General features: G+C 67.0%; 22 protein-coding genes. 13 read left to right on the top strand and 9 right to left on the bottom strand.

Going from position 1 to position 22,281, the window contains the following annotated elements:
- Positions 1 to 55: 55 nt before the first annotated feature.
- Positions 56 to 511 carry a VOC family protein gene (locus B1A78_RS11790; protein WP_077147155.1) on the bottom strand — a complete coding sequence of 152 codons (456 nt, stop codon included), beginning with the start codon at positions 509 to 511 and terminating at the stop codon, positions 56 to 58.
- Between the two features lie 13 nt (positions 512 to 524).
- Positions 525 to 2,060 carry a M20/M25/M40 family metallo-hydrolase gene (locus B1A78_RS11785; RefSeq protein ID WP_077147154.1) on the bottom strand — a complete coding sequence of 512 codons (1,536 nt, stop codon included), beginning with the start codon at positions 2,058 to 2,060 and terminating at the stop codon, positions 525 to 527.
- 123 nt (positions 2,061 to 2,183) lie between these two features.
- On the opposite strand from B1A78_RS11785, the gene B1A78_RS11780 reads away from it, so the two are divergent.
- Positions 2,184 to 3,002: an SDR family oxidoreductase gene (locus B1A78_RS11780; protein WP_077147153.1), complete on the top strand. Its 819-nt coding sequence runs from the start codon at positions 2,184 to 2,186 to the stop codon at positions 3,000 to 3,002.
- Here the strand turns inward: B1A78_RS11780 and B1A78_RS11775 are convergent.
- From B1A78_RS11775 to B1A78_RS11745, 7 genes are all read right to left on the bottom strand, one after another.
- Entirely contained in the window at positions 2,999 to 3,475 is a 477-nt protein-coding gene (locus tag B1A78_RS11775) for an SAM-dependent methyltransferase (protein WP_077147152.1), read from the bottom strand. The genes B1A78_RS11780 and B1A78_RS11775 overlap by 4 nt on opposite strands.
- Before the next feature lie 5 nt (positions 3,476 to 3,480).
- The gene (locus tag B1A78_RS11770) at positions 3,481 to 3,918 is read right to left on the bottom strand and encodes a hypothetical protein (RefSeq protein ID WP_144037789.1); all 438 of its coding nucleotides are present in this window, start codon (positions 3,916 to 3,918) and stop codon (positions 3,481 to 3,483) included.
- Positions 3,915 to 4,811, bottom strand: a complete 897-nt coding sequence (locus B1A78_RS11765) for a hypothetical protein (RefSeq protein ID WP_077147150.1) — start codon at positions 4,809 to 4,811, stop codon at positions 3,915 to 3,917. The genes B1A78_RS11770 and B1A78_RS11765 overlap by 4 nt, the downstream gene beginning before the upstream one ends.
- Before the next feature lie 12 nt (positions 4,812 to 4,823).
- Entirely contained in the window at positions 4,824 to 6,347 is a 1,524-nt protein-coding gene (locus B1A78_RS11760) for a fumarate hydratase (RefSeq protein WP_077147149.1), read from the bottom strand.
- A gap of 84 nt (positions 6,348 to 6,431) precedes the next feature.
- Positions 6,432 to 6,896, bottom strand: coding sequence for a Fur family transcriptional regulator (locus B1A78_RS11755; protein WP_077147148.1), 465 nt, complete (start codon positions 6,894 to 6,896; stop codon positions 6,432 to 6,434).
- A gap of 132 nt (positions 6,897 to 7,028) precedes the next feature.
- Positions 7,029 to 7,463, bottom strand: a complete 435-nt coding sequence (locus tag B1A78_RS11750) for a MerC domain-containing protein (RefSeq protein ID WP_179102033.1) — start codon at positions 7,461 to 7,463, stop codon at positions 7,029 to 7,031.
- Positions 7,464 to 7,600: 137 nt separating this feature from the next.
- The gene (locus B1A78_RS11745; RefSeq protein WP_077147147.1) at positions 7,601 to 9,268 is read right to left on the bottom strand and encodes a long-chain fatty acid--CoA ligase; all 1,668 of its coding nucleotides are present in this window, start codon (positions 9,266 to 9,268) and stop codon (positions 7,601 to 7,603) included.
- A 146-nt stretch (positions 9,269 to 9,414) separates the two neighbouring features.
- On the opposite strand from B1A78_RS11745, the gene B1A78_RS11740 reads away from it, so the two are divergent.
- From B1A78_RS11740 to B1A78_RS11685, 12 genes are all read left to right on the top strand, one after another.
- Complete coding sequence (locus tag B1A78_RS11740; protein ID WP_077147158.1) at positions 9,415 to 9,951, top strand: hypothetical protein; 537 nt, start codon at positions 9,415 to 9,417, stop codon at positions 9,949 to 9,951.
- Positions 9,952 to 9,988: 37 nt separating this feature from the next.
- The gene (gene pabB, locus B1A78_RS11735) at positions 9,989 to 11,818 is read left to right on the top strand and encodes an aminodeoxychorismate synthase component I (RefSeq protein WP_179102032.1); all 1,830 of its coding nucleotides are present in this window, start codon (positions 9,989 to 9,991) and stop codon (positions 11,816 to 11,818) included.
- A 112-nt stretch (positions 11,819 to 11,930) separates the two neighbouring features.
- Positions 11,931 to 13,142: a pyridoxal phosphate-dependent aminotransferase gene (locus B1A78_RS11730; RefSeq protein WP_077147146.1), complete on the top strand. Its 1,212-nt coding sequence runs from the start codon at positions 11,931 to 11,933 to the stop codon at positions 13,140 to 13,142.
- Between the two features lie 377 nt (positions 13,143 to 13,519).
- Positions 13,520 to 14,209, top strand: a complete 690-nt coding sequence (gene msrA / locus B1A78_RS11725) for a peptide-methionine (S)-S-oxide reductase MsrA (RefSeq protein WP_256837959.1) — start codon at positions 13,520 to 13,522, stop codon at positions 14,207 to 14,209.
- A 157-nt stretch (positions 14,210 to 14,366) separates the two neighbouring features.
- Entirely contained in the window at positions 14,367 to 15,506 is a 1,140-nt protein-coding gene (gene bla, locus B1A78_RS11720; RefSeq protein WP_077147145.1) for a class A beta-lactamase, read from the top strand.
- Between the two features lies 1 nt (position 15,507).
- A complete protein-coding gene (locus B1A78_RS11715; protein WP_144037788.1) occupies positions 15,508 to 15,822 on the top strand; it encodes a hypothetical protein in 315 nt (104 codons plus the stop codon).
- Between the two features lie 114 nt (positions 15,823 to 15,936).
- On the top strand, positions 15,937 to 17,145 hold the full coding sequence (gene sucC, locus B1A78_RS11710; RefSeq protein ID WP_077147143.1) for an ADP-forming succinate--CoA ligase subunit beta: 1,209 nt from the start codon (positions 15,937 to 15,939) through the stop codon (positions 17,143 to 17,145).
- Positions 17,146 to 17,411: 266 nt separating this feature from the next.
- Positions 17,412 to 18,161: an electron transfer flavoprotein subunit beta/FixA family protein gene (locus B1A78_RS11705; RefSeq protein ID WP_077147142.1), complete on the top strand. Its 750-nt coding sequence runs from the start codon at positions 17,412 to 17,414 to the stop codon at positions 18,159 to 18,161.
- The gene (locus tag B1A78_RS11700; protein WP_077147141.1) at positions 18,158 to 19,087 is read left to right on the top strand and encodes an electron transfer flavoprotein subunit alpha/FixB family protein; all 930 of its coding nucleotides are present in this window, start codon (positions 18,158 to 18,160) and stop codon (positions 19,085 to 19,087) included. Before B1A78_RS11705 ends, B1A78_RS11700 begins: the two co-directional genes overlap by 4 nt.
- A 2-nt stretch (positions 19,088 to 19,089) precedes the next feature.
- Positions 19,090 to 20,418 (top strand): DUF389 domain-containing protein, encoded by a 1,329-nt coding sequence (locus B1A78_RS11695; protein ID WP_077147140.1) that lies wholly within the window; start codon positions 19,090 to 19,092, stop codon positions 20,416 to 20,418.
- Between the two features lie 98 nt (positions 20,419 to 20,516).
- Positions 20,517 to 21,791 carry a serine hydrolase gene (locus tag B1A78_RS11690; protein WP_077147139.1) on the top strand — a complete coding sequence of 425 codons (1,275 nt, stop codon included), beginning with the start codon at positions 20,517 to 20,519 and terminating at the stop codon, positions 21,789 to 21,791.
- Positions 21,792 to 21,844: 53 nt separating this feature from the next.
- Positions 21,845 to 22,281: cupin-like domain-containing protein (locus B1A78_RS11685; protein ID WP_218667970.1), on the top strand; the 437-nt coding region annotated here is incomplete at its 3' end.

Raw genomic sequence — 22,281 nt, 5'->3', positions numbered from 1 at the left:
GAGGGAAGGGACCCGCCGGCGAAGCCGGTGGGAAGGGTGAGGGTGACCGGATGAACTAGTCGAACACCTCCGCCCCACCGATTTCCTGCCCCTCTGCGAGCAGGCCGGTGCCGGGAACATGGTTGAACTCGATGCGGATGCCGTCGGGGTCTTCGAACAGGATCGAATAATAGCCCGGCGCCCAGGGTTCTTCCTGCGGGCCATGGACGAAGACGATGTCGGTGCGGTCCTTGAGGAAGGCGTGGATGCGGTCGACCGCGGCGCGGTCGCGCAGGCGGAAGCAGGCGTGGTGGAGCCCCGGCGCGCCCTGGTCGAAACGCTTGCCGGCATTTTCGGGGCTGCCGGTGCGGATGCCGATCGCGGTGCGGCCGCCGACGCCATAGAGCATCGCGTCGCTGTCGAGCACGATCTTCAATTCGAGATAGGTGATGACGTCGCGCCAGAAAGCCGTCGAGCGGGCGAAGTCGCCCGCGGTCAGGATGACGTGCGCGACGCCGTTGAGATCGCTCATTTTATCGCGGCGCCTATTTGATCGCAGCGAGGGTGTAGAGGAATTCGGCGAAGCCCATGGTGGCGTCGACGAGCCCCGCGACCTTGGGGTTGGTCGATTCGATCAGATAATATTCGTTCGGCGCATGCGCGCCGCCGCCATGGCCGGTACCGAAATGGCCCGCGGGGATCGATACCGGCGGCGCGGTGAAGGTCGCGCCGGGCCAGCTGCCCGCGAGCCGTGCGTTGATGTTCGTCGCGATGCCGAGCTTTTTATAGGTCGCGAGTTCGGTGCGGATCAGCCGGCTGTCCTCGGCGACCTCGGTCGGGTCGTAACCGCCCGACACGTTCATCTCGACATCGGTGAAGCCATGTTTGTCGAGGTGGGCGCGGAGCTTCTTTTCGGCCTCGGCGCGCGTCTGGTTGGGGACGAGGCGCAGGTCGAGCTTGGCGACGGCGCGGCCGGGCAGCACGGTCTTGCCGCCGGGGCCGGTATAGCCCGCGACGAGCCCCTCGATATTGACCGTCGGTTCCTGCGCGAGGCGGATCAGCGCATCGTCATATTTGAGGTTGTCGATCCAGACATTGACCCCCAGCGCCTTTTTGTCGGCGGCCTCGTCGGCGGTCTTCGCGGCTTCGCGGATCAGCGTCTTTTCGCGCTCGGTGAGCGGGCGGACATTTTCGAACCAGCCCTCGATCGCCGGGGTGTTGCCGTCGGGGGTGACGAGCGTCTGGAGCGCCTGCACCAGCCGCCAGGCGGGCGAATCGATCATGGCTTTCAGGCTGCTATGCACGTCGCCCTTCGGCCCCCGGCCCCATTTTTCGCCGCTTGCGACGAGTTCGAGTTCGATGATCCCCTTCGATCCCAGGTTGACGTCGACCGCGCCGGTCTTGTCCTGCGAGGGGAAGGGGATGAAGATGCCGTCGCATTTCTTCAATGCGGCGAGGACATTGGGCTTGGTCGCGACCTGGCGGAAATGCGGCGAGCCGATTTCCTCCTCACCCTCGCAGATCAGCACGATGTTGACGGGCAGCGTCGCCTTGGCGGCGCGGATCGCGTGGAGCGCGGCGAGGAAGGCCGATTCCGGCCCCTTCTGGTTGGTCGCGCCGCGGCCGACGATCGCGGTGCCGAGGCCTTCCTTCTCGACGAATTTGCCCTCGAGCGGCGGCGACGACCATTCGGCGGGGTCGAACTGCTTGACGTCGTACATGAAATAGATGCCGAGCGTGCGCTTGGCGCCGACGTCGATCGTGCCGAACACGCCGGGGTGGCCGTCGGTCGGCACGATCTCGACATTGGTGAAGCCCGCGTCGCGCGCCAGGTCGGCCATATAGGCCGCACCCTCGGTCATGTTGCGGTTCTCGGCGGCGATCGAGGGCAGGGCGATCCAGTCGCGCAGCCGCTTGATCGACGCGTCCTTGCCCGCCTCGGCGGCCTTGCGGATGTCGGCCATCGGCCCGGTCGCGGCGAACGAGGGCAGCGGGCGCATCAGCATGGCGCCGGCGCCGAGCATCGCGGTGCCGCGAATCAGGTCGCGGCGGCCGAGGCGGTCAAAATCGCGGAAATCCATGTTGCGTCCCCTATGTGGTTTGTACCCTAAGCAAGTCTGGACGATCCGGCGCGGAAGGCAAGGCGGTGATTGACGATGGGCGCGGCGCGGGCCTAGCCTGACCGGCAAAGGGAGGGTCGGGTCATGGACTTTGCGGGCAAATGCGTCGTGATCACCGGCGGCGCGACGGGGATCGGTTTCGCGCTGGCGAAGCGGCTCGGCGTCGCGGGTGCGAAGCTGGTGCTGTGCGAACCGCGCGAGGCGAAGCTGGCCGATGCGGTGGCCGCGCTGGCGCAGCTCGGCATCGATGCCCGCGCCTTCGTCGGCGACGTGACCGATGCGGCGTCGGTCGAGGCGCTCGCCGATTTCGCCTGGGGCCAGCATGGCCGCGCCGATGCGATCGTCGCCAATGCCGGGATCGGCGGGCCGCGCCAGTCGGTGATCGACTGCGACGCGCAAGAGGCGCGCGCGCTGTTCGAGGTCAATTTCTGGGGGGTGTGGAACTGCATCCGCAGCTTCGGTCGGCGCTTCGAGGCCGACGGCCTGCCCGCCGCCATCTATGCCACCGCGTCCGAAAATGCGCTGTTCAACGCGGTGCGCGCCAAGGGCGGGGCCTATGTCGCGAGCAAGCATGCGGTGCTGGGGCTGATGGACATGCTGCGCAACGAGGCGGCGGCCAATATCGCGGTCGGCGTCATCATCCCCGGCTGGGTCCGGTCCGACCTGACGCGCCACGCCGAGGCGGCGATGGACGCCGATGATTTCGCGGCGCGGATCGTGCCGCAGATGGAGGCGGGCGGCTTCTACCTCGTCAGCCATCCCTATAATGTCGTGCGCATGGAGGAGCGCTGGGCCGAGGCCTATGACGCCTTTGCCCGTCATGCGCCGCGCGAGGCGGGCGACGAGGCGATGGACATCCAGATGGTCGTCGAGCGCGCGCGGGCGGCGCGCGGTCCCGGCTAGCCGTCCTTTTCCCAATAGCCCGCCATCAGCTCGCGCGACCAGTCGGGCTGGCGGACGGTCCCGCGCGGCAGGAATTCGGCCATCACCGGCTTGATGTCGAGCACCGGGGTGCCGTCGATCGCGTCGAGCCCCTCGACCTCGACCGACAGGCCCTCGACCGCGACGATGCGGCAGGTCGTCAGGCCGAGGCGATTGGGGCGGTTCTTGCCGCGCTGCGCAAAGATGCCGACGAGCGGCCAGTCCTGCCGACCCCGCGGATGGCGCGCGCCGCTCTCGATCTTTTCGGGCGGCACGCGGTCGAAGAGGAAGATCACCTCGGCATGGCTGAAATCGGCGAGGCCTGCGAGCGCATCGGGGGTGAAGGCGACGGGATCGAGGGTGATGCTCGCGCGGCTCGCGCCCCAATCATCGTCGATCGCCGCGGCGCGGCCGCCGCGGACATGGCCGATCGGGGTGAGGCTGATATCGGTCATCGCGCTCAGGGCGCCGCGATCGTGAACCCCGGCACCGCGCGCGTCTCGACATAGCCGGCGTGGTACATGTCCATGAAGATCGTGCTGCTCGCGGGCTCGCTGCCCGCGCAGGTGACGACATAGGCATCGACGATATTGTCGAAGACGCCGACGCCGACATTGCCCGAGCGGTTGAATTCGGGGGCGTTGCCGTCGGCGCAGCGCAGCTTGGCGAGATAGGCGCGCTGGCCCTGCGGCTGCGCGGCGCGCACCGGATTTTCCTCGCTGCCGAGCGGATGTTCGTCGGCCTTCTGGATCGCCTTTTCGAGCTTCTTGCCCTTCATCGCCGATTTGCCCGCGAGCATGTCGCTGAGCGCGTCGCCGGCCTGTGCGGCGGGCGCGGCCGTCAGCATCGCGGCGGCGAGGCCCGTCATGACGAGCGCCTTCAGATTATATGCCATCATATCTCTCCCCCTTGCATCGTCTGGCCGGCGGCCATCGGCACCTCGTCGCTGACCCACGCCCAGCAGCAGCGGCTTTGCGGGGTCAGCTTCATCGCGCCATTCATCGCCTCGACCGCGCCATCTGGCAAGGCGCTGATCCACGCGCCCTGGTCGGTCCACAGCCAGGCGAAGCGGCGCTTGGCTCCGGCGGCGTCGAGGCGCTGCGCCAGCGCGTGCTGGATGTGGGTGCTCGCATATTTGACGTCGCCGTCATAGGCGATGGCCAGCGGGGCGCCGTTGACGGTCATCGCAATGCGCGTCGGCATGATCCGCCCGGCGGGCGGCCAGTCGGCGTCGACGACGAGATCGGAGATTTGCAGCGCGCCGCGCGCGAGCCGTTCGAGGTCGGCGATGCGGCCGCGCAGATAGGCAGGATCCTGCTCGGTCTTGGAATCGAGCATCGCCAGATTGGCCATGAAGCGCGCGGGATCGGTGCCGGGGTGATGATAGTCGAGTTCGCCGAGCGCGGCGAGGATGGTGTCGGGCTTCACGCTCTCGTCCATCTCGGCGACGCCGGGGAAGAAGAGTGCGGGGTCGGGGACCTCGGGCGCGAAGAGGCCCTGTTCGGCCATGATCGCGACGGTTTTGCGCACTGCGGTCTTGCGCGCGGGCGAGAGTTCGGGCGGCGGTCCGCGCGGGGCAATCGGCTGTGCTGCCTCGCGGCGGCGGAACAGCCCGGCGATATCGCGAACCGATGACAGGGTCACCGCTGCCCCGCCGGTGATGAACGCGCCCATCAGGATCGAGAAAAAGGCGCGCGCGCCGGTGCCGGTCCCGGGGCCGAAGGGCACGGCGAGGAAGAACAGCGCCGCGACCCCTATACCGATGGTGAACCAGATCGGGAAGCGGCTCACGCGCCCGCGACCTTATGCCTTCTCCAGCAATCCTTCGTCCTTGATCCGCTTCTGCCACAGCGCGGGGGCGTTGACGTGGACATTCTGGCCTTCGCTGTCGACCGCGACGGTGACGGGGAAGTCCTGCACCTCGAACTCGTAGATCGCCTCCATGCCGAGATCGGCGAAGCCGACGACCTTGCTTCCTTTAATGGCGCGCGCCACCAGATACGCCGCGCCGCCGACCGCCATCAGATAGGCGCTCTTGTGCTTGGCGATCGCCTGCGTCGCGGCGGGGCCGCGTTCGGCCTTGCCGACGCAGGCGAGTAGGCCCTGGTCGAGCATCATGTCCATGAACTTGTCCATGCGCGTCGCGGTCGTCGGGCCGGCAGGGCCGACGATTTCCTCGCCGACCGGATCGACCGGACCGACATAATAGATGACGCGGCCCTTGAACTCGACGGGAAGCTGTTCGCCCTTGGCGAGCATGTCGGCGATGCGCTTGTGCGCAGCATCGCGGCCGGTGAGCATCTTGCCGTTGAGCAGGAGGCGGTCGCCCTGCTTCCAGCTCGCCACGACCTCGGGGGTCAGGCTGTCGAGGTCGACGCGGATCGCGGCCTGGTCGGGTTTCCAGTCGATCTGCGGATAGTCCGCCAGCACCGGCTTTTCGAGATAGGCGGGGCCGCTGCCGTCGAGCGTAACATGCGCGTGGCGCGTCGCGGCGCAATTGGGGATCATCGCGACGGGCTTCGACGCGGCGTGCGTCGGCCAGTCATTGATCTTGACGTCGAGCACGGTGGCGAGGCCGCCGAGCCCCTGCGCGCCGATGCCGAGCGCATTGACCTTTTCATAAAGCTCGATGCGCAGTTCCTCGGTCGGGTTCGACGGTCCGCGCGCGAGCAGTTCGGTCATGTCGATCGGGTCCATCAGCGACTGCTTCGCGAGCAGCATCGCCTTTTCGGCGGTGCCGCCGATGCCGATGCCGAGCATGCCCGGCGGGCACCAGCCGGCACCCATCTGCGGGACCATTTCGAGCACCCAGTCGACGATCGAGTCCGACGGGTTCATCATCTTGAACTTCGACTTGTTCTCGCTGCCGCCGCCCTTCGCGGCGACGTCGATCACGACCTTGTTGCCGGGGACCATCTCGACATTGAGCACCGACGGGGTGTTGTCCTTGGTGTTGACGCGGCTGAACGCGGGATCGGCGAGGATCGAGGCGCGCAGCTTGTTTTCGGGGTGGAGATAGGCCTTGCGCACGCCCTCGTCGACGACCTGCTGCAGGCTGCGGGGACTGTCGAGCCGACAGTCCATGCCCCATTTGATGAAGACGGTGACGATGCCCGTGTCCTGGCAGATCGGGCGGTGCCCCTCGGCGCACATGCGGCTGTTCGACAGGATCTGCGCCATCGCGTCCTTCGCGGCGGGCGACACCTCGCGCTCGTACGCCGCGGCGAGCGCGCGGATATAGTCCATCGGGTGGAAATAGCTGATGTACTGAAGCGCGTCGGCGATGGTTTCGACGAGGTCGTCCTCGCGGATGATCACGGTGTTCATGGGTGCAGTCCCCTCTTCCTGTTTCAGGATTCGGGTCTCCCTAGACCCGGTCGCCCGTAACGGAAAGGGGTTAGCTGATTTGCCTTACTGGCACTCGGCGCATTTGCCGCGCACTTCGATCACCGGGCGTTCGGCGGCGAAGCCGGTCGCGTCGGCGGCGGCGCGCACGCCGTCGGAAAGCTTGTCATTGTCGATATGGACCGCGGTGCCGCAGCTGTCGCAGATCAGGAAGATGCAGTCGTGGAGGCAGCCGGGGTGGCTGTTCGCGACAAAGGCATTGGCGCTTTCGACGCGGCGGACGAGGTTGTTCGCCACGAACAGGTCGAGGATGCGATAGACGCTGTTCGGCGCGACGCGCTTGCCGCGGTTCTTCGACACGATGTCGGCGATTTCATAGGCGCTGGCAGGCTTGCCGATCTTGGCGACCGCGTCGAAAATCTGCGCGCGCATGTCGGTCCACGCTTCGCCTGCTGCCTCGAGCGCGCTTTGTGCGGCGTTGGCGAGCGAGGCGCCGCTGGCCTCGACGTGCGGATGGTCATGCTTGCCCATTGGCGGTTCCTCATGCGCGCGGCCGGTGTGGCCCGCGCCAAATTGCCCCTGTCGGGGACAATGTAAGCTCTTTGCAGGGAGGCCGCAAGCGGCGGACCGCTCGGTTGTGGCGTCGCGCCCCGGGGCCTGGTCCTAGTGCCGCGCGCGGCGGTTGAGGTCGTGGCCGAGCGCGACGATCGCGACGCCGATCATCGTCGCCAGCACTTCGCTGCCGTCGTGCGGCCGCGCCAGCGCGCCGCCCATCATGCCGAGCCCGAAGCTGCCGACCGCGAAGGGCATGATATAGCCGTGGCTGAGCACGCCCGAGACCAGCGTCACGAGCGCGAAGCCGATCGCGATGACCAGCCCGACCTCGTGGAACAGGTGATTGTCGAGAAACACCCCGCCGACCGAGGCGAGCGAGGCGACGAAGACCGTCGTCGCGAGGCAGTGGACGAGGCAGAGGCCCGACAGGCCCATCGCCAGCTGGTCGCCCGAAAGCGACGTCAGCGGCTTCGAATCGCGCGCAGCCCGCACCAGCGCGCCGAGGCGCGTCGTGGCATGGCTATGGCTGGCGACGTGGGTCACCCGATTCTCCGTTGGGCAATTGCTTGAGCTGGATATGGCATATCATGACAAAGGTTACAATGTCACATCGGCAGAAAAATCTGAACGCTCTTCTGTCGTCACCCCCGCGAAGGCGGGGGTGACGGTGAGGGGAGAAATCAGGCGCCTTCTTCCGCCCGCAGCGCTTTCCTGTCGAGCTTGCCGATCATCGTCTTGGGCAGGTTCAGCCGCACCTCGACCGCGCTGACGCGTTCATGCTTGCCGAGCTGCGGGTTGAGCCAGGCGGCGAGCGCTTCGCCCGAGGCGTCGAACCCGTCCTCAAGCGTCACGAAGGCCTTGGGCACCTCGCCGCGATAGGCGTCGGGGACGCCGAGCACGATCGCCTCCTTGACCGCGGGATGTTCGTAGAGATGCGCCTCGATCACGCTCGGATAGACCTTGAAGCCGCCGACCGCGATCATGTCCTTCAGCCGGTCGACGATACGGACATAGCCATCGGCATCGATCACCGCGACGTCGCCGGTGCGCAGCCATCCGTCGTCGGTGAAGCTGTCCCTGTCCGCCTCGGGGCGGTTCCAGTAACCGCGCATGATCTGCGGTCCCTTTACCACCAGCTCGCCGGGCTCGCCCGCAGGGGCGTCCTTCATCGGGTCTTCCTTGTCGACGAGGCGGAGGTGCGTCGCGGGCAGCGGCTGGCCGATCGTGCCCGCCTTGACCGGACCGGCATAGGGGTTGGTCGACACCACCCCCGAACTTTCGGTGAGGCCATAGCCTTCGACGAGCGCGGCGCCGGTCGCCGCGACGAATTTTTCGCGCAGCTCTGACGGCATCGGCGCGCCGCCCGAGATGCAGACGCGCAGCGAAGAGAAGTCGGTCTTGCCGAGATCGGGATGGTCGAGCAGCGCCTGGTACATCGTCGGCACACCGGGGAGCGCGGTCGCCCTTGTCCGGCCGAGCGTCGCGAGCGCCTGCTTCGCGTCGAAGCGCGGCAGCATCGCGATCATGCCGCCATTGAGGATGGTGCGGTTGAGCACGCAGGTGTTGGCAAAGACGTGGAAGAAGGGGAGGACGCCGAGGATGCGGTCGTCGGCGTCATGGTCGGGGTCGATGCTGTTCACCTGCCGCGCATTCGCGGTGAGATTCTGGTGCGTCAGCATTGCGCCCTTCGGCGTGCCGGTGGTGCCGCCGGTATATTGGATCAGCGCGATGTCGTTTTCGGGATCGATCGCGACGGGCTCATAATCGCCGTCGTTGGCGACGAGCGCGGAGAAGCGCGTGACGCGCGGATCGTCGGGCAGCGCCGCGACCTCCTTGCGGCGGAGCATGCGATAGAGCAGCGACTTGGCGCCGGGCAGGCCGCCCGCGACCGATCCGACAATCAGATGCTTGAGGCTCGATCCGTCGAGGACCTTGAGCGCGGTCGGGAGCAGCGCGGTCGCGCTCATCGTGAAGAGGATGTCGGTGCCCGAATCCTCGACCTGCGCCTCGAGCTCGGCGGGCGTATAGAGCGGCGAGAAATTGACCACCGTCGCCCCGGCGGCGAGCGCACCATAATAGGCCGCGACATAATGGGGAACGTTCGGGAGGAAGAGGCCGACGCGCGTGCCCTTGCCGAGGCCGCGGTCCTGCAGGCCCCGCGCGACGCGCGCGACGCCGCGCGCGACTTCTTCATAGCCGAAGCGGCGGCCCATGAAGTCGAGCATCGGCGCATCGCCGCGCTTCGCGACGCTGGCGGTGAGCATGGCGGGGAGCGACAGTGGCGGGAAATCCTGGTCCCATAGGGTGGGGTGGTTGTAGTTGGTCGACCAGGAAAAGCCGCTGTCCATTGTTATGTCAGATCCTTTTGCTCGGGGAAAGCTTCCTGACACTAGGGTAAGTAAACGGCCGCCGCAACCGGGCCGGGTTGCGGCCCGGCGGCGGCGCGGCTAGGCAGGGCAGAGATAATCCACAAGCCATGGTCCAGGGGGTTCCGATGCCGCATCCGTCTTTCCGGTTGGTCGCGCCGCTCGCCGTTTTTGCCGTCGTCGCCGGGGTTCCCGCCGCCGCCAAGGACAAGGCGCCGCCGCCGCTTCCCGCGCAGATCCAGGAACTTTATGCGTGCCGCGACATCGGCGACGCCGCCGCGCGCCTCGCCTGTTTCGACCGCGAGGTCGGCGAACTCAAGGCCGCCGACCAGGCGAAGGAAATCGTTTTCACCGACAAGGAGACCGCGAAGAAGACGCGGCGCGGGCTGTTCGGCTTCTCCTTCCCCAAGCTCGGCGGGATTTTCGGCGGCGACGAGGACGAGATCAAGGAAATCGAAACGACGATCCGCTCGGTCAGCATGGACCGTTCGGGCAAATATATGCTGGTGATGGAGGATGACGCGGTGTGGGTGCAGATCGACACCACCCGCCTGCCGCGCCAGCCCAAGCCGGGGCAGAAGGTCAAGATCAAGACTGCGACGATGGGCAGCTATTTCGCCACGGTCGACGGCGGCCGCACCATCCGCATGAAGCGCGACCGCTGATCGCGGCGGACGGCGGGGGCGACCGGTCCGTACAAGGATGACTGAAGCAATCGCCTTGCCGCTCCCCGGTCCGGGATGCGCGCCCTTCGTGCTGCTCGACGACGCACGGGCCGAGGGAGCGGTGGCGGCGAGGCTGTACCGCGACCCTGTCGAGATGTTGCGCGCCGACAGCGCCGCGGCGATCCCGGACCTGCTCGACGCGATCGAGCGCGCGGCGGCGCGCGGGCTGCACGCGGCGGGCTATCTCGCCTATGAGGGCGGCAAGGGGCTGGCGCCGGCGTGGCGCGGCACCGCGCCTTCGGGCGACGGCGACGCGCCGCTCGGCTGGTTTGCGCTGTTCGAGCGCGCCGAGCGGATCGACGCCGATGCGGTGCCCGCGATGCTCCCCGATCCGGCGTCGAGCTGGATCGGCGCGGTCGAGCCGGGGATCGCGCGCGCCGATTATGAGGCCGCGGTCGCCGCGGTGCTCGAGTTTATCCGTGCCGGCGATATCTATCAGGCGAACCTGACCTTCCGCGCGGCAGTGCCGCTGCTCGGCAATCCGCTCGCGGTCTATGCGCGGCTGCGGCGGACGGCGCGGGCGGGCTATGGCGGCTTCATCTGGACCGGCGAGCAGGCGATTGCCTCCTTGTCGCCCGAACTCTTCTTTGCCCTGCGCGGGCGCGAGGCGATCGCGCGGCCGATGAAGGGGACGGCGGCGCGGCTCGCCGATGCCGATGCCGACGCCCGCGCCGCGCGCACGCTCGCGACCGACCCCAAGCAGCGCGCCGAAAACCTGATGATCGTCGACCTGATCCGCAACGACCTGTCGCGCGTCGCGCTGCCGGGATCGGTTGCGGTCCCCGACCTGTTTCGCGTCGAGACTTTCCCGACGATCCACCAGCTGGTGTCCGACGTCACCGCGACGCTGCCGGCGGGCAAGGGCGCGGTCGATGTGCTGCGCGCCGCCTTTCCGTGCGGGTCGATCACCGGCGCGCCCAAGGTCCGCGCGATGGAGATCATCGACGAACTCGAGGACAGCCCGCGCGGGCTCTACACCGGATCGATCGGCTTCATCGAGCCGGGCGGCGATGCGGCGTTCAATGTCGCGATTCGCACGCTGATCTTTCCGCCGCTAACCGGCTTGCAGGATCAACCGATTCGCGCCACGCTGGGACTGGGATCGGGAATCGTTGCCGACAGCTTACCGTCTGAGGAATGGTATGAATGTCTGGCCAAGGGGGAATTTGTGGGCGCAGCGCGCGAGAGTTTCGATTTGATCGAAACGATGCATTTCGACCCCATCGACGGGGTCCAGCGGCTCGAGGGGCATCTGGCGCGGATGAAGGCGAGCGCGGCGGCGCTCGGTTTCACCTTCGACCGCCATGGCGCGCGCAATGTCCTGCAATCGGCGACCTTCCGCCTGCGCAGCGCGGCGCGGGTGCGCATGCGGCTGGCGCCGTCGGGCGCGCTCGCGATCGAAGTGTCGCCGCTGCCGCGCCTCGCCGAACTGCCGGTGCCGGTTGCGGTGCGCCCGGCGCCGATGGCCGCCGACGATTTCCGCCTGGCGCACAAGACCAGCCTGCGCGCCGCCTATGACGAGGCGCGCGGCGAAGCCGGCGCGGTCGAGGTGATCTTCGTCGATGAACCGGGCTTCGTCACCGAGGGCAGCTGGAGCAATGTCTTCGTCGAGCGCGAAGGGGTGCTCCTCACGCCGCCGCTGTCGCTCGGGCTGCTCCCCGGGGTGCTGCGCGCCGAACTGATCGAAAAGGGGCGTGCCGTCGAGTCGCATCTGCGCGTCGCCGACCTCGCCGACGGATTTTTCATCGGGAATTCGCTGCGCGGACTGATCCCGGCGCGGCTGGCGGGCGACTTTAGCCCTGCATAGGTAAATTATCCCGGCATCGCCTTGCGCATTGCGGGCATAGGCTTTACGCGCGGCCCCGCGCAATTTCCTGCCAATTCCTGCCCTGTCCGCGCAAGCCACGGAAAGCCGAACCATGTCGCCGAAGCCCCATGTCTCCGCCGCCCTCAACCGCATCCAGCCCTCGGCAACGCTCGCGATGACCGCGCGCGTGACCAAGCTGAAAGCGGACGGCGTCGACGTCATCGGCCTGTCGGCGGGCGAGCCCGATTTCGACACCCCCGATTTCGTCAAGGAAGCGGCGATCGAGGCGATCCGCAATGGCCAGACCAAATATACGCTCGTCGACGGGACGGTCGCGCTCAAGGAAGCGATCCGCGGCAAGTTCCGCCGCGACAACGGCCTCGAATTCGGCCTCGACCAGATTTCGGTCAATGTCGGCGGCAAGCACACCCTGTTCAACGCGCTGGTCGCGACGGTCGACCCGGGCGACGAGGTCATCATTCCCGCGCCCTATTGGGTCAGCTATCCCGACATCGTCGCTTTCTGCGGCGGCACCCCGGTGATCGTCGAGGGCAGCGCCGCGCAAAATTACAAGATCACCCCCGAACAGCTCGACAAGGCGATCACCGCGAAGACGCGCTGGGTGATGTTCAACTCGCCGTCGAACCCGTCGGGCGCCGCCTATTCGGGCGAGGAGCTCGACGCGCTGGGCGCGGTGATCCGCCGTCATCCGCATGTGATGGTGATGACCGACGATATGTACGAGCATGTCTGGTACGCCGATTTCGCCTTCACCACCTTCGCGCAGCGCTGCCCCGACCTCGCCGATCGCATCCTGACCGTGAACGGCTGTTCGAAGGCCTATGCGATGACCGGCTGGCGCATCGGCTATGCTGCCGGTCCGGCGTGGATCATCAAGGCGATGGGAAAGCTGCAGTCGCAGTCGACCTCGAACCCCTGTTCGATCGCGCAGGCCGCCGCCGCCGCCGCACTGGGCGGCCCGCAGCAGTTCCTCGACGACCGCAACGCCGCGTTCAAGAAGCGCCGCGACATGGTCGTCGCGATGCTCAACGACGCCCCCGGCCTGATCTGCCCCGTCCCCGATGGTGCCTTCTATGTCTATCCCGACGCGTCGGGCTGCATCGGCAAGAAGACCCCCGACGGCAAGCTGATCGACAGCGACGAGGCGCTGATCGACTATTTCCTCGATTCGGCCCGCGTCGCGGCGGTGCACGGCGGGGCGTTCGGCCTGTCGCCGGCGTTCCGCGTCTCCTATGCGACGTCGGAAGCGGTGCTCAAGGAAGCATGCGTGCGCATCCAGCAGGCCTGCGCCGCGCTGAGCTGAGCCGGGCTTTATCTTCGCCTGACGGCGAAGGCGGTGCCGGCCCGCTCCCCCGCCCAGCCGCCCGACATTTTGTCCCGAGGGCGACTGGGCGGGGGAGCGGGCCGATATCGCAGGGCTTCATGAATGCCGCACAACAGGCCGGTTCACCGGAAAGTAAGGGCTGATGCCTATAGGTGATCGCCGTCACTGCACGACGGCTCGGGGCGCGTCATATCGTTCGGTGTAACTGATCCGGCTTCGGCCACGAACACAGAGATATGACAGGACCCAAAGATGCTCTCCATGATCCGCTCCGACTGGTTTCCCACCATGCTCGCCGGCTTCGCGATCGGCGCCTTCTTCGTGATGACGCAGCAGCCGGCGCTCGCGATGGGCATGTGACGCCGACCCGGATGACCTTTGCGCGCCACGTCATCGTGGCGCTCGCCGGGGTGGCGATTTTCACCCATGTCTGGCCTGCGCAGGCCGAGCCGGCGGTCAAGCTGCCCGCCGCCGCGGTCGATCCCGCAGTTAATGCAAAGCGCGCGACCGCGGTGCTTGCCGGCGGCTGCTTCTGGGGCATCGAGGGCGTCTTCCAGAATGTGAAGGGCGTGATCTCGGTCGAATCGGGCTATCATGGCGGCAGCGCCGCGACCGCCAAATATGAGCGGACCCACGACGGCAAGTCGGGCCATGCCGAGGCGGTGCGCATCGTCTATGACCCGACCAAGGTCAGCTATGGCACCTTGCTGCGTATCCTGTTCTCGGTCGGCGCCGACCCGACGCTCAGGAATCGCCAGGGCCCCGATGTCGGCAGCCAGTATCGCGCCGCGATCGTTCCGATGGATGCCAATCAGCGCCGCGTCGCGACCGCCTATCTGGCGCAGATCGCCAAGGGCAAATATTACAAGAATCCGATCGTCGTGCCGATCGAAAGCTACAAGACCTTCTATCGTGCCGAAGCCTATCATCAGGATTTCATGAAGCGGAATCCGACCAACGGCTATATCGTCCGCTGGGACGCGCCGAAGGTCGCGGCGCTCAAGCGGCTCTACCCCAATCTCGTGCGCGCGACCCCCGCGCCCTGATCCCCGCCTTCATCCCCGCGACAGCTTGTGCGCCTTATCGTGCGCATGGAATCATTCGTCGCAAACCGCTGGTCCCCGCGCACCCCGTGCGGGACGGGTGAAACCGGCCAAGCGGGCCGGGGGTCAGGATGACGGTCGCAGCCGTTTCGGGGTTGGAATGAAATTTTCTGTTACGGGCAAGCGGGCATTCGCGGTCGCGATGGGTGCGATGGTGCTTGCAGGATGCGTCAGCAGCGCCGCGGTGGTGCCGACCCCGCGCGCGGCTCCGCCGCCCAAGGCCCCCGGAGGTGCGGTCACCGTGCCGATCGGGCCGCCGATCCGCAGCGCGACCCCGTCGCCGCAAATCCCCGCCGACCCCGGCTTTCGCCGCGCGCCCGCCGGGCTCGATAACCGCCTGTTCGAAATCTGGCGCGCCTTTCCGGGCAAGACCGGCATTGCGGTGCAGCGCATCGACGGCGAATGGGCGCTGGCGCAGCGCGGCAACGAACTCTTCCCGCAGCAGAGCGTGTCGAAACTGTGGGTGACGCTCGCGGTGCTCGATGCGGTCGACAACGGCCGGCTGACGATGGACCAGAAGGTGCGTATCGGGCCCGAGGATCTGACGCTGTTCCACCAGCCGATCGCCGCGCGCGTCCAGTCGCAGGGGTCGGTGACGATGTCGGTGCGCGAGCTGATCGAGACCGCGATCACCCAGAGCGACAATACCGCGAACGACAGCCTGCTGCGCACCGTCGGCGGTCCCGATGCGGTGCGGCGTTTCATCGACAAGAAGGATCTGGGTGCGATCCGCTTCGGCCCCGGCGAGCGGTTGCTGCAGAGCGGGGCGGCGGGGCTCAAATGGCAGCAGAGCTATTCGATCGGGCGCAATTTCCAGGCCGCGCGCGCGGCGCTGCCCGACGCGACGCGCAAGGTGGCGATGGATGCCTATCGTGCCGACCCGCCCGACGGCGCGAGCCCCGCGGCGATCGCGAAAGCGCTCAGTCGCCTTGCGCGCGGGACCCTGCTGTCGCCCGAATCGACGCAATATCTACTCGGCGTGATGAGCCGGACCAAGAGCGGGCCGCAGCGGCTCAAAGCGGGCTTGCCGGCGGGCTGGACTTTCCTGCACAAGACCGGCACGGGGCAGGATTACAGGGGCATGACGATCGGCTACAACGACATCGGCATCGCGACCGCGCCCGACGGCACGCGCTATGCCATCGTTGTGATGATGGCCGAGGCGAGTTCACCGGTCCCGGCGCGGATGGCGACGATGCAGTCGGTGTCGCGGGCGGTCGCGGAGTTTCATGGAAGGTAGAATGTTGAAAAGACTGGCGCTGATCTCGGTTCTCGGGGCGCTGACGCTCGCGGGCTGCGCGACTCCCGAAACGCGGCTGCGTACCGGGTTGATCGATGCCGGCCTGTCGCAGCGCGTCGCGGGGTGCATGGCCGAACGCATGGTCGACCGGCTGTCGCTGCTCCAGCTGCGCCGCATCGGCTCGCTCGCCAGCCTCAAGGACAAGAATGCGAGCGACCTGACACTCAACCAGTTCCTGCACAAGGTCCGCGCGCTCAAGGACCCCGAGATCCTGTCGGTCACGACCAGCTCGGCGGCGGTGTGCGCTTTCCAGTAGGGAAGAAATTCTGTCGGTCGCCTAGGCGGAGCTAGGGGTAGCCTTGGCGCCTGACTTGTGCTTAGGCGGCGGCCATTCTCTCCCGCTCAAGAGTCGAAAGGCCCGGCAGACCTCATGAACATCCACGAATATCAGGCGAAAGAACTGCTCGCGAAATTTGGCGTCGCCGTGCCCAAGGGCATTGCCGCGATGACCGTCGAGGACGCCGTCGCCGCCGCGAAACAGCTCCCCGGGCCGCTCTATGTGGTGAAGTCGCAGATTCACGCCGGTGGCCGCGGCAAGGGCAAGTTCAAGGAACTCGGCCCCGACGCGAAGGGTGGCGTCCGCCTCGCCAAGACGATCGAGGAAGTCGAAGCCCATGCGAAAGACATGCTCGGCAACACGCTGGTGACGATCCAGACCGGCGAAGCCGGCAAGCAGGTCAACCGCCTCTACATCACCGACGGCGCCGACATTAAGCAGGAATTCTACCTCGCTTTGCTCGTCGACCGCGCCACCAGCCGCATCGCGGTCGTCGCCTCGACCGAAGGCGGCATGGACATTGAAACCGTCGCGCACGACACGCCGGAAAAGATCCACACGATCACCATCGATCCCGCGACCGGCATCCAGCCGCACCATGGCCGCAGCGTCGCCGCGGCGCTCGGACTCGAAGGCGACCTCGCCAAGCAGGCGGCCAAGGTCCTTGGCGGCCTTTATGCCGCGTTCCTTGGCACCGATGCCGAACAGATCGAAATCAACCCGCTCGCCGTGTGCGAAGGCGCGAATGGCGACGAACTGCTCGTGCTCGACGCCAAGGTGGCGTTCGACGGCAATGCGATGTTCCGCCACAAGGACCTCGCCGAGCTGCGCGACCTGACCGAAGAAGACCCGGCCGAGGTCGAGGCGTCGGAATATGACCTCGCCTACATCAAGCTCGACGGCAACATCGGCTGCATGGTGAACGGTGCGGGCCTCGCGATGTCGACGATGGACATCATCAAGCTCAACGGCGAATTCCCGGCCAACTTCCTCGACGTCGGCGGCGGCGCTTCGAAGGAAAAGGTCACCGCGGCGTTCAAGATCATCCTCAAGGACCCCGCCGTGAAGGGCATCCTCGTCAACATCTTCGGCGGCATCATGAAGTGCGACATCATCGCCGACGGCATCGTCGCGGCGGCGAAGGAAGTGAACCTCTCGGTCCCGCTGGTCGTCCGCCTCGAAGGCACCAATGTCCAGGAAGGCAAGGACATCCTCGCCAATTCGGGCCTGCCGATCGTTGCGGCCAACGATCTGGGCGACGCGGCACAGAAGATCGTTGCCGAGGTTCGCGCGGTCGCGTGATAGGTTTCCCCTCTCCCCTTGCGGGAGAGGGATGCGGAGACTTGGCGGCTCGCCGCCTAGTCGAAGCTGGGTGAGGGGTTGCGAGCCGCAGGCTCGCGCGGCGCAAGCGCCGCCCACCCTCATCCAAGTCCGCCTAATCGCCTGCGGCGATAAGGCTCCCTATCCTTCTCCCCTCAAGGGAGAAGGGGTTTGGGGACTGCTAGTTGACGTTTACGTAAACGCCAATTATGGCGCAGTGCACAATTTTTGAGAGGAGCTGAAAAGCTATGAAGATCCTCGTCCCCGTGAAGCGGGTGCTCGATTACAACGTCAAGCCGCGGGTCAAGTCCGACGGCACCGGCGTCGACCTGGCCAACGTCAAGATGTCGATGAACCCGTTCGACGAGATCGGCGTCGAAGAAGCGATCCGCCTCAAGGAAAAGGGCGTCGCGACCGAGATCGTCGCCGTCAGCGTCGGCCCGGCAAAGGCGCAGGAAACGCTGCGCACCGCGCTCGCCATGGGCGCCGACCGCGCGATCCTGGTGCAGACCGATGACGCCGTCGAGCCGCTCGCGATCGCCAAAATCCTGAAAGCCATCGCCGACGCCGAAGCGCCGGGTCTGGTGATCCTCGGCAAGCAGGCGATCGACGACGACAACAACCAGACCGGCCAGATGCTCGCTGCGCTGACCGGCTGGGCGCAGGGCACCTTCGCCAGCGCGGTCGCTGTCGACGGCGACAGCGTCAACGTCACCCGCGAAGTCGACGGCGGTCTCGAGACGGTGAAGCTGAAGCTTCCCGCGATCGTCACCACCGACCTTCGCCTCAACGAACCGCGCTACGCCTCGCTGCCGAACATCATGAAGGCGAAGTCGAAGCCGCTCGATACCAAGACCCCCGCCGACTACGGCGTCGACACCGCGCCGCGCGTGAAGGTGGTCAAGGTCAGCGAACCCGCCGCCCGCTCGGCCGGCATCAAGGTCGCCGACGTCGATGAACTGGTTGCCAAGCTGAAGGCGATGGGAGTGCACTCATGAAAACTCTGGTTTGGGTCGAACATGACGGCAGCGCCGTCAAGGACGCCACGCTCGCTGTGGTCACCGCCGCGTCGAAGCTCGGCGAAGTCCATCTGCTCGTCGCAGGTGCCGGCGTCGATGGCGTCGCCAAGGAAGCGGCCGCCATCGCCGGCGTCGGCAAGGTGCATGTCGCCGACAGTGCCGCCTTCGGTCACAACCTGCCCGAAAATATCGCGCCGCTGATTGCCGACCTGATGGGCAGCCACGACGCGTTCCTCGCGCCCGCGACGACCACCGGCAAGAATATCGCGCCGCGCGTCGCTGCGCTGCTCGATGTCATGCAGATTTCGGAAATCCTGTCGGTCGAAGGCGAGAAGAGCTTCACGCGTCCGATCTATGCGGGCAACGCGATCGCGACCGTCGAATCGTCGGACGCCAAGCTGGTCCTGACCGTGCGCGGCACCGCGTTCGACAAGGCCGCGACCTCGGGCGGTTCGGGCAGCATCGAAGCCGTCGGCGGCGGCAGCGACGCCGGCATCTCGAGCTTCGTCGGCGCCGAAATCGCCAAGCAGGATCGTCCCGAACTCACCTCGGCCAAGATCATCGTGTCGGGCGGCCGTGCGCTGGGTTCGAGCGAGAAGTATGAGGAAGTCATCGTGCCGCTCGCCGACAAGCTCGGCGCCGCGCTCGGTGCTTCGCGCGCTGCGGTCGATGCGGGTTATGTTCCCAACGACTATCAGGTCGGCCAGACCGGCAAGATCGTCGCGCCGCAGGTCTATTTCGCGATCGGCATCTCGGGCGCGATCCAGCATCTCGCCGGCATGAAGGATTCGAAGACGATCGTCGCGATCAACAAGGACGAGGACGCACCGATCTTCCAGGTCGCCGATTTCGGCCTCGTCGCCGATCTGTTCAGCGCCGTTCCGGAGCTGACCGGCAAGATCTGATCGTGACCGGCGACCATCCCGGCGTGCCCGGTATCGGCGATGCCCCCTTCAATGCGGGCGGCCGCCGGGCGACGCGGAACGACGACAATGCAGCGGTCGAGGGCGATGCCCTCGACCGCTCGTTGATTCTGGCGAGCGTCGCGCGCGACGCGCGGCTCGACACCAAATTCCTCCTGCTCGTCGTCATGGCGACCGCCATCGCGACATTGGGCCTGTTGCAAAGCTCGGCGCCGGTGGTGATCGGCGCGATGCTCGTGTCGCCGCTGCTCGGGCCGATCATGGGCATCGGCTTCGGGCTCGCGACGATCGAGAGCAACCTGATCAAGCGTTCGCTGGTCACGCTGGCCGCGGGCACCCTCGTCGCGATCATCGTCGCGGCGCTGATCATCTGGCTGTCGCCGATTCAGGACGTCACCCCCGAGATCCGCGCCCGCACCCAGCCGACGCTGATCGACCTCGGCGTCGCGGTCGTCGGCGGCATCGCGGGCGTCTATGCGATCATGCGCAAATTGTCGGGGGTGATGGTCGGGGTGGCGATCGCCACCGCGCTGTTGCCGCCGCTGTCGACCGTCGCCTTCGGCATCGTCACCGGGCGCCCCGATTTCGCGATGGGTGGCGGCTTGCTGTTCCTGACCAATACGCTGGCGATCGCCTTTTCGGTGACGATCGTGGCGCGGCTCAACCGGTTCGGGCCGTCGCTGACGCCGCAGCATACGGTGATGCAGGTGGTCGGGATCGTGGTGACGCTGGGCATATTGTCGATCCCGCTCGCCATCTCCTTCAACAATATCGTCCGCGAAATCCGGGCGCGGACGGCGGTGCAGTCCGAACTCGACCGGCTGCTGGCGCGCGGCGACCGCGTCGACAGCCTGACCGTCCGCATGGAGGGCGACGCGATCACGGTCGACGGCGTCGTGCTCGTCGACCGGTTCGCGTCGGGGCTGAACGACACGCTCGCGGCACGGATGCGCGCGCGGCTCGACCGCGACGTCAGCATCAACCTCGCGCAGCTGCGCAAGCAGAGCAACGCCGCCGCGCAGGTCGAAGAGCAGCTGAGCAGCCGGATCGCGACGCTCGAGACGCGCGATGCCGACAGCGGGGCGATCCTTGCCGCGCTGACCGTCGGCGGGCTGGTGCCGCGCGAACGGGTGCTGATCGACGCGCAGGCGCGCCGCGTCGTCGTCCAGCGCGACCGCGAGGCCGAGGGCGAACAGGTCGCCGCCGCGATCGACCGGGTGATGGCGAGCGCGCAGGCCGCGCATCCGCAATGGCTGATCCAGAACGGCGCGCTGAGCGACGCGGCCGCCGAAGAGACGGCGACGACGCCCTAGGCTGCAATGCTATTCAGCGCCGCGCCGCATTGACGCGGGCTCGGCGCTACGCTCTCTTCACGCAAGAGCCGCGACAGGCGGCCGACGGGAGACGGACCATGCGCGCTTCGCTGATCGCCCTTTCTTTGCTGGCGGCGACCCCCGCCGCCCTTGCGCCGCCGGCCTTCGCGCAGGCGGTGCAGACCGAAACCGTGAAGATCGACAAGGCGCGGATCGACGCCGCGCTGCAGCAGATGATCGCCAGCGACCGCGCGGGCGGCGTATCGGCTTTGGTGTGGCAGGACGGCAAGGAGGTCTATTTCGGCCGCGCGGGGCTCGCCGATCGCGCCGCGAACCGCCCGATGGCGCGCGACACGATCGCGCAAATCTATTCGATGACCAAGCCGGTGACCGGGGTCGCGCTGATGCAGCTTTGGGAGGCGGGCAAATTCCGCCTCGACGATCCGCTGGCCGGATATCTGTCCGAATATGCCGACATGCGCGTCTATGCGGGCAAGGATGCGGCCGGGCAGCCGCGCTATGTCGCCGCCGAGCGTCCGATCACGGTGCGCGACATCCTGCGCCACACCGCGGGCTTTGCTTATGGCGCGGGACCGACCCCGGCGCACGACGCCTATGTCGCCGCCGCGCCGCTCGCGCTCGACATCGACCTTGCCGAAGCGAGCCGCCGCCTCGCGACCGTGCCTTTGCTCTACCAGCCGGGCAGCCAGTGGGAATATAGCATCGCGGTCGATGTCCAGGCGGCGCTGGTCGAGAAATTGTCGGGCCAGAACTTCGCCGACTATGTCCGCACGCATATCTTCGAACCGCTCAAGATGACCGAGACCGCGTGGCGCCAGCCCGACACGCGGCTGGCGCGCTTCGCCGCCATGTATGTGAAGCAGGACGGCAAGATGGTGCAGCAGGATGCCGCGACCGCGCGCATGCTGAATTTCCAGGATCACAAGCTGACCCCCGGCGGCTTCGGCCTCGCCTCGACGCTCGACGATTACCAGCGTTTCGCGCGCATGCTGCTGAACGGCGGCTCGCTCGACGGCGTTCGCCTCCTGAAACCCTCGACGGTAAAGCTGATGGCGAGCGACCAGCTCGATCCGGCGATCGAGCAGCGCGCCTGGTTGCCGAGCAAGGGCCATGTCGGTTTCGGTTTCGACTTTGCGGTGCGCAAGGGCCAGCCGCTCACCGCCGAGGAAAGCCGCGGCGCGACGGGTGAATTTTTCTGGGATGGTATGGCGTCGACGCTCTTCTGGGTCGATCCGGCGAACAGGCTCACCGCGGTCTTCTTCGTCCAGACCCTGCCCTATGACGGCACCCTCCACCGCGATTTCCGCGCGGCGGTATATGGGCCGGGGTATAAGGGCCCGCCCGGCGACTGATTGTCATCGACCTGTCATCGGCATAGCCTTGGGCGGACCCGAGGAGAATCTGCATGGCCCAGACCGACAAACGCGCGTTGATCGCCGAAGGCCTTGCTGCCGGCGACGATGATGCCGCGTTGCAGGCGCGGCTCGTCGGCGCGGGAGTGTCGGCAGCGTCGGCGAAGTACGAGATCGACCGACTGGGCAAGGACCCGATGGCTGCAATGCTGCGGCGGCAGGCAGCGGCGATGGCGAAGCAGCGCTGGTTCTTTGCAAACCAGGACCGGCTGGCGCGCGAGGGTGCGGGCGGCTTCGCGCTCGACACGCTCGCGGCGCCCGACCCCGAATTTTTCTATCGCCACTATTATCAGGCGGGACGTCCCGCGAAGCTGACCGGGTTGATCGAGCATTGGCCCGCGCTGGCGCGCTGGTCGCTCGACCATTTCGCCGCCGTGGCGGGCGACGCGGTCGTCGAGGCGCAGGTCGAGCGCGAGCGCGACCCCGATTA

The organism is Sphingopyxis sp. KK2 (genome assembly GCF_001990265.1).
Taxonomy (GTDB): Bacteria; Pseudomonadota; Alphaproteobacteria; order Sphingomonadales; family Sphingomonadaceae; genus Sphingopyxis.
This window is presented reverse-complemented; position numbering and strand designations above follow the sequence as displayed.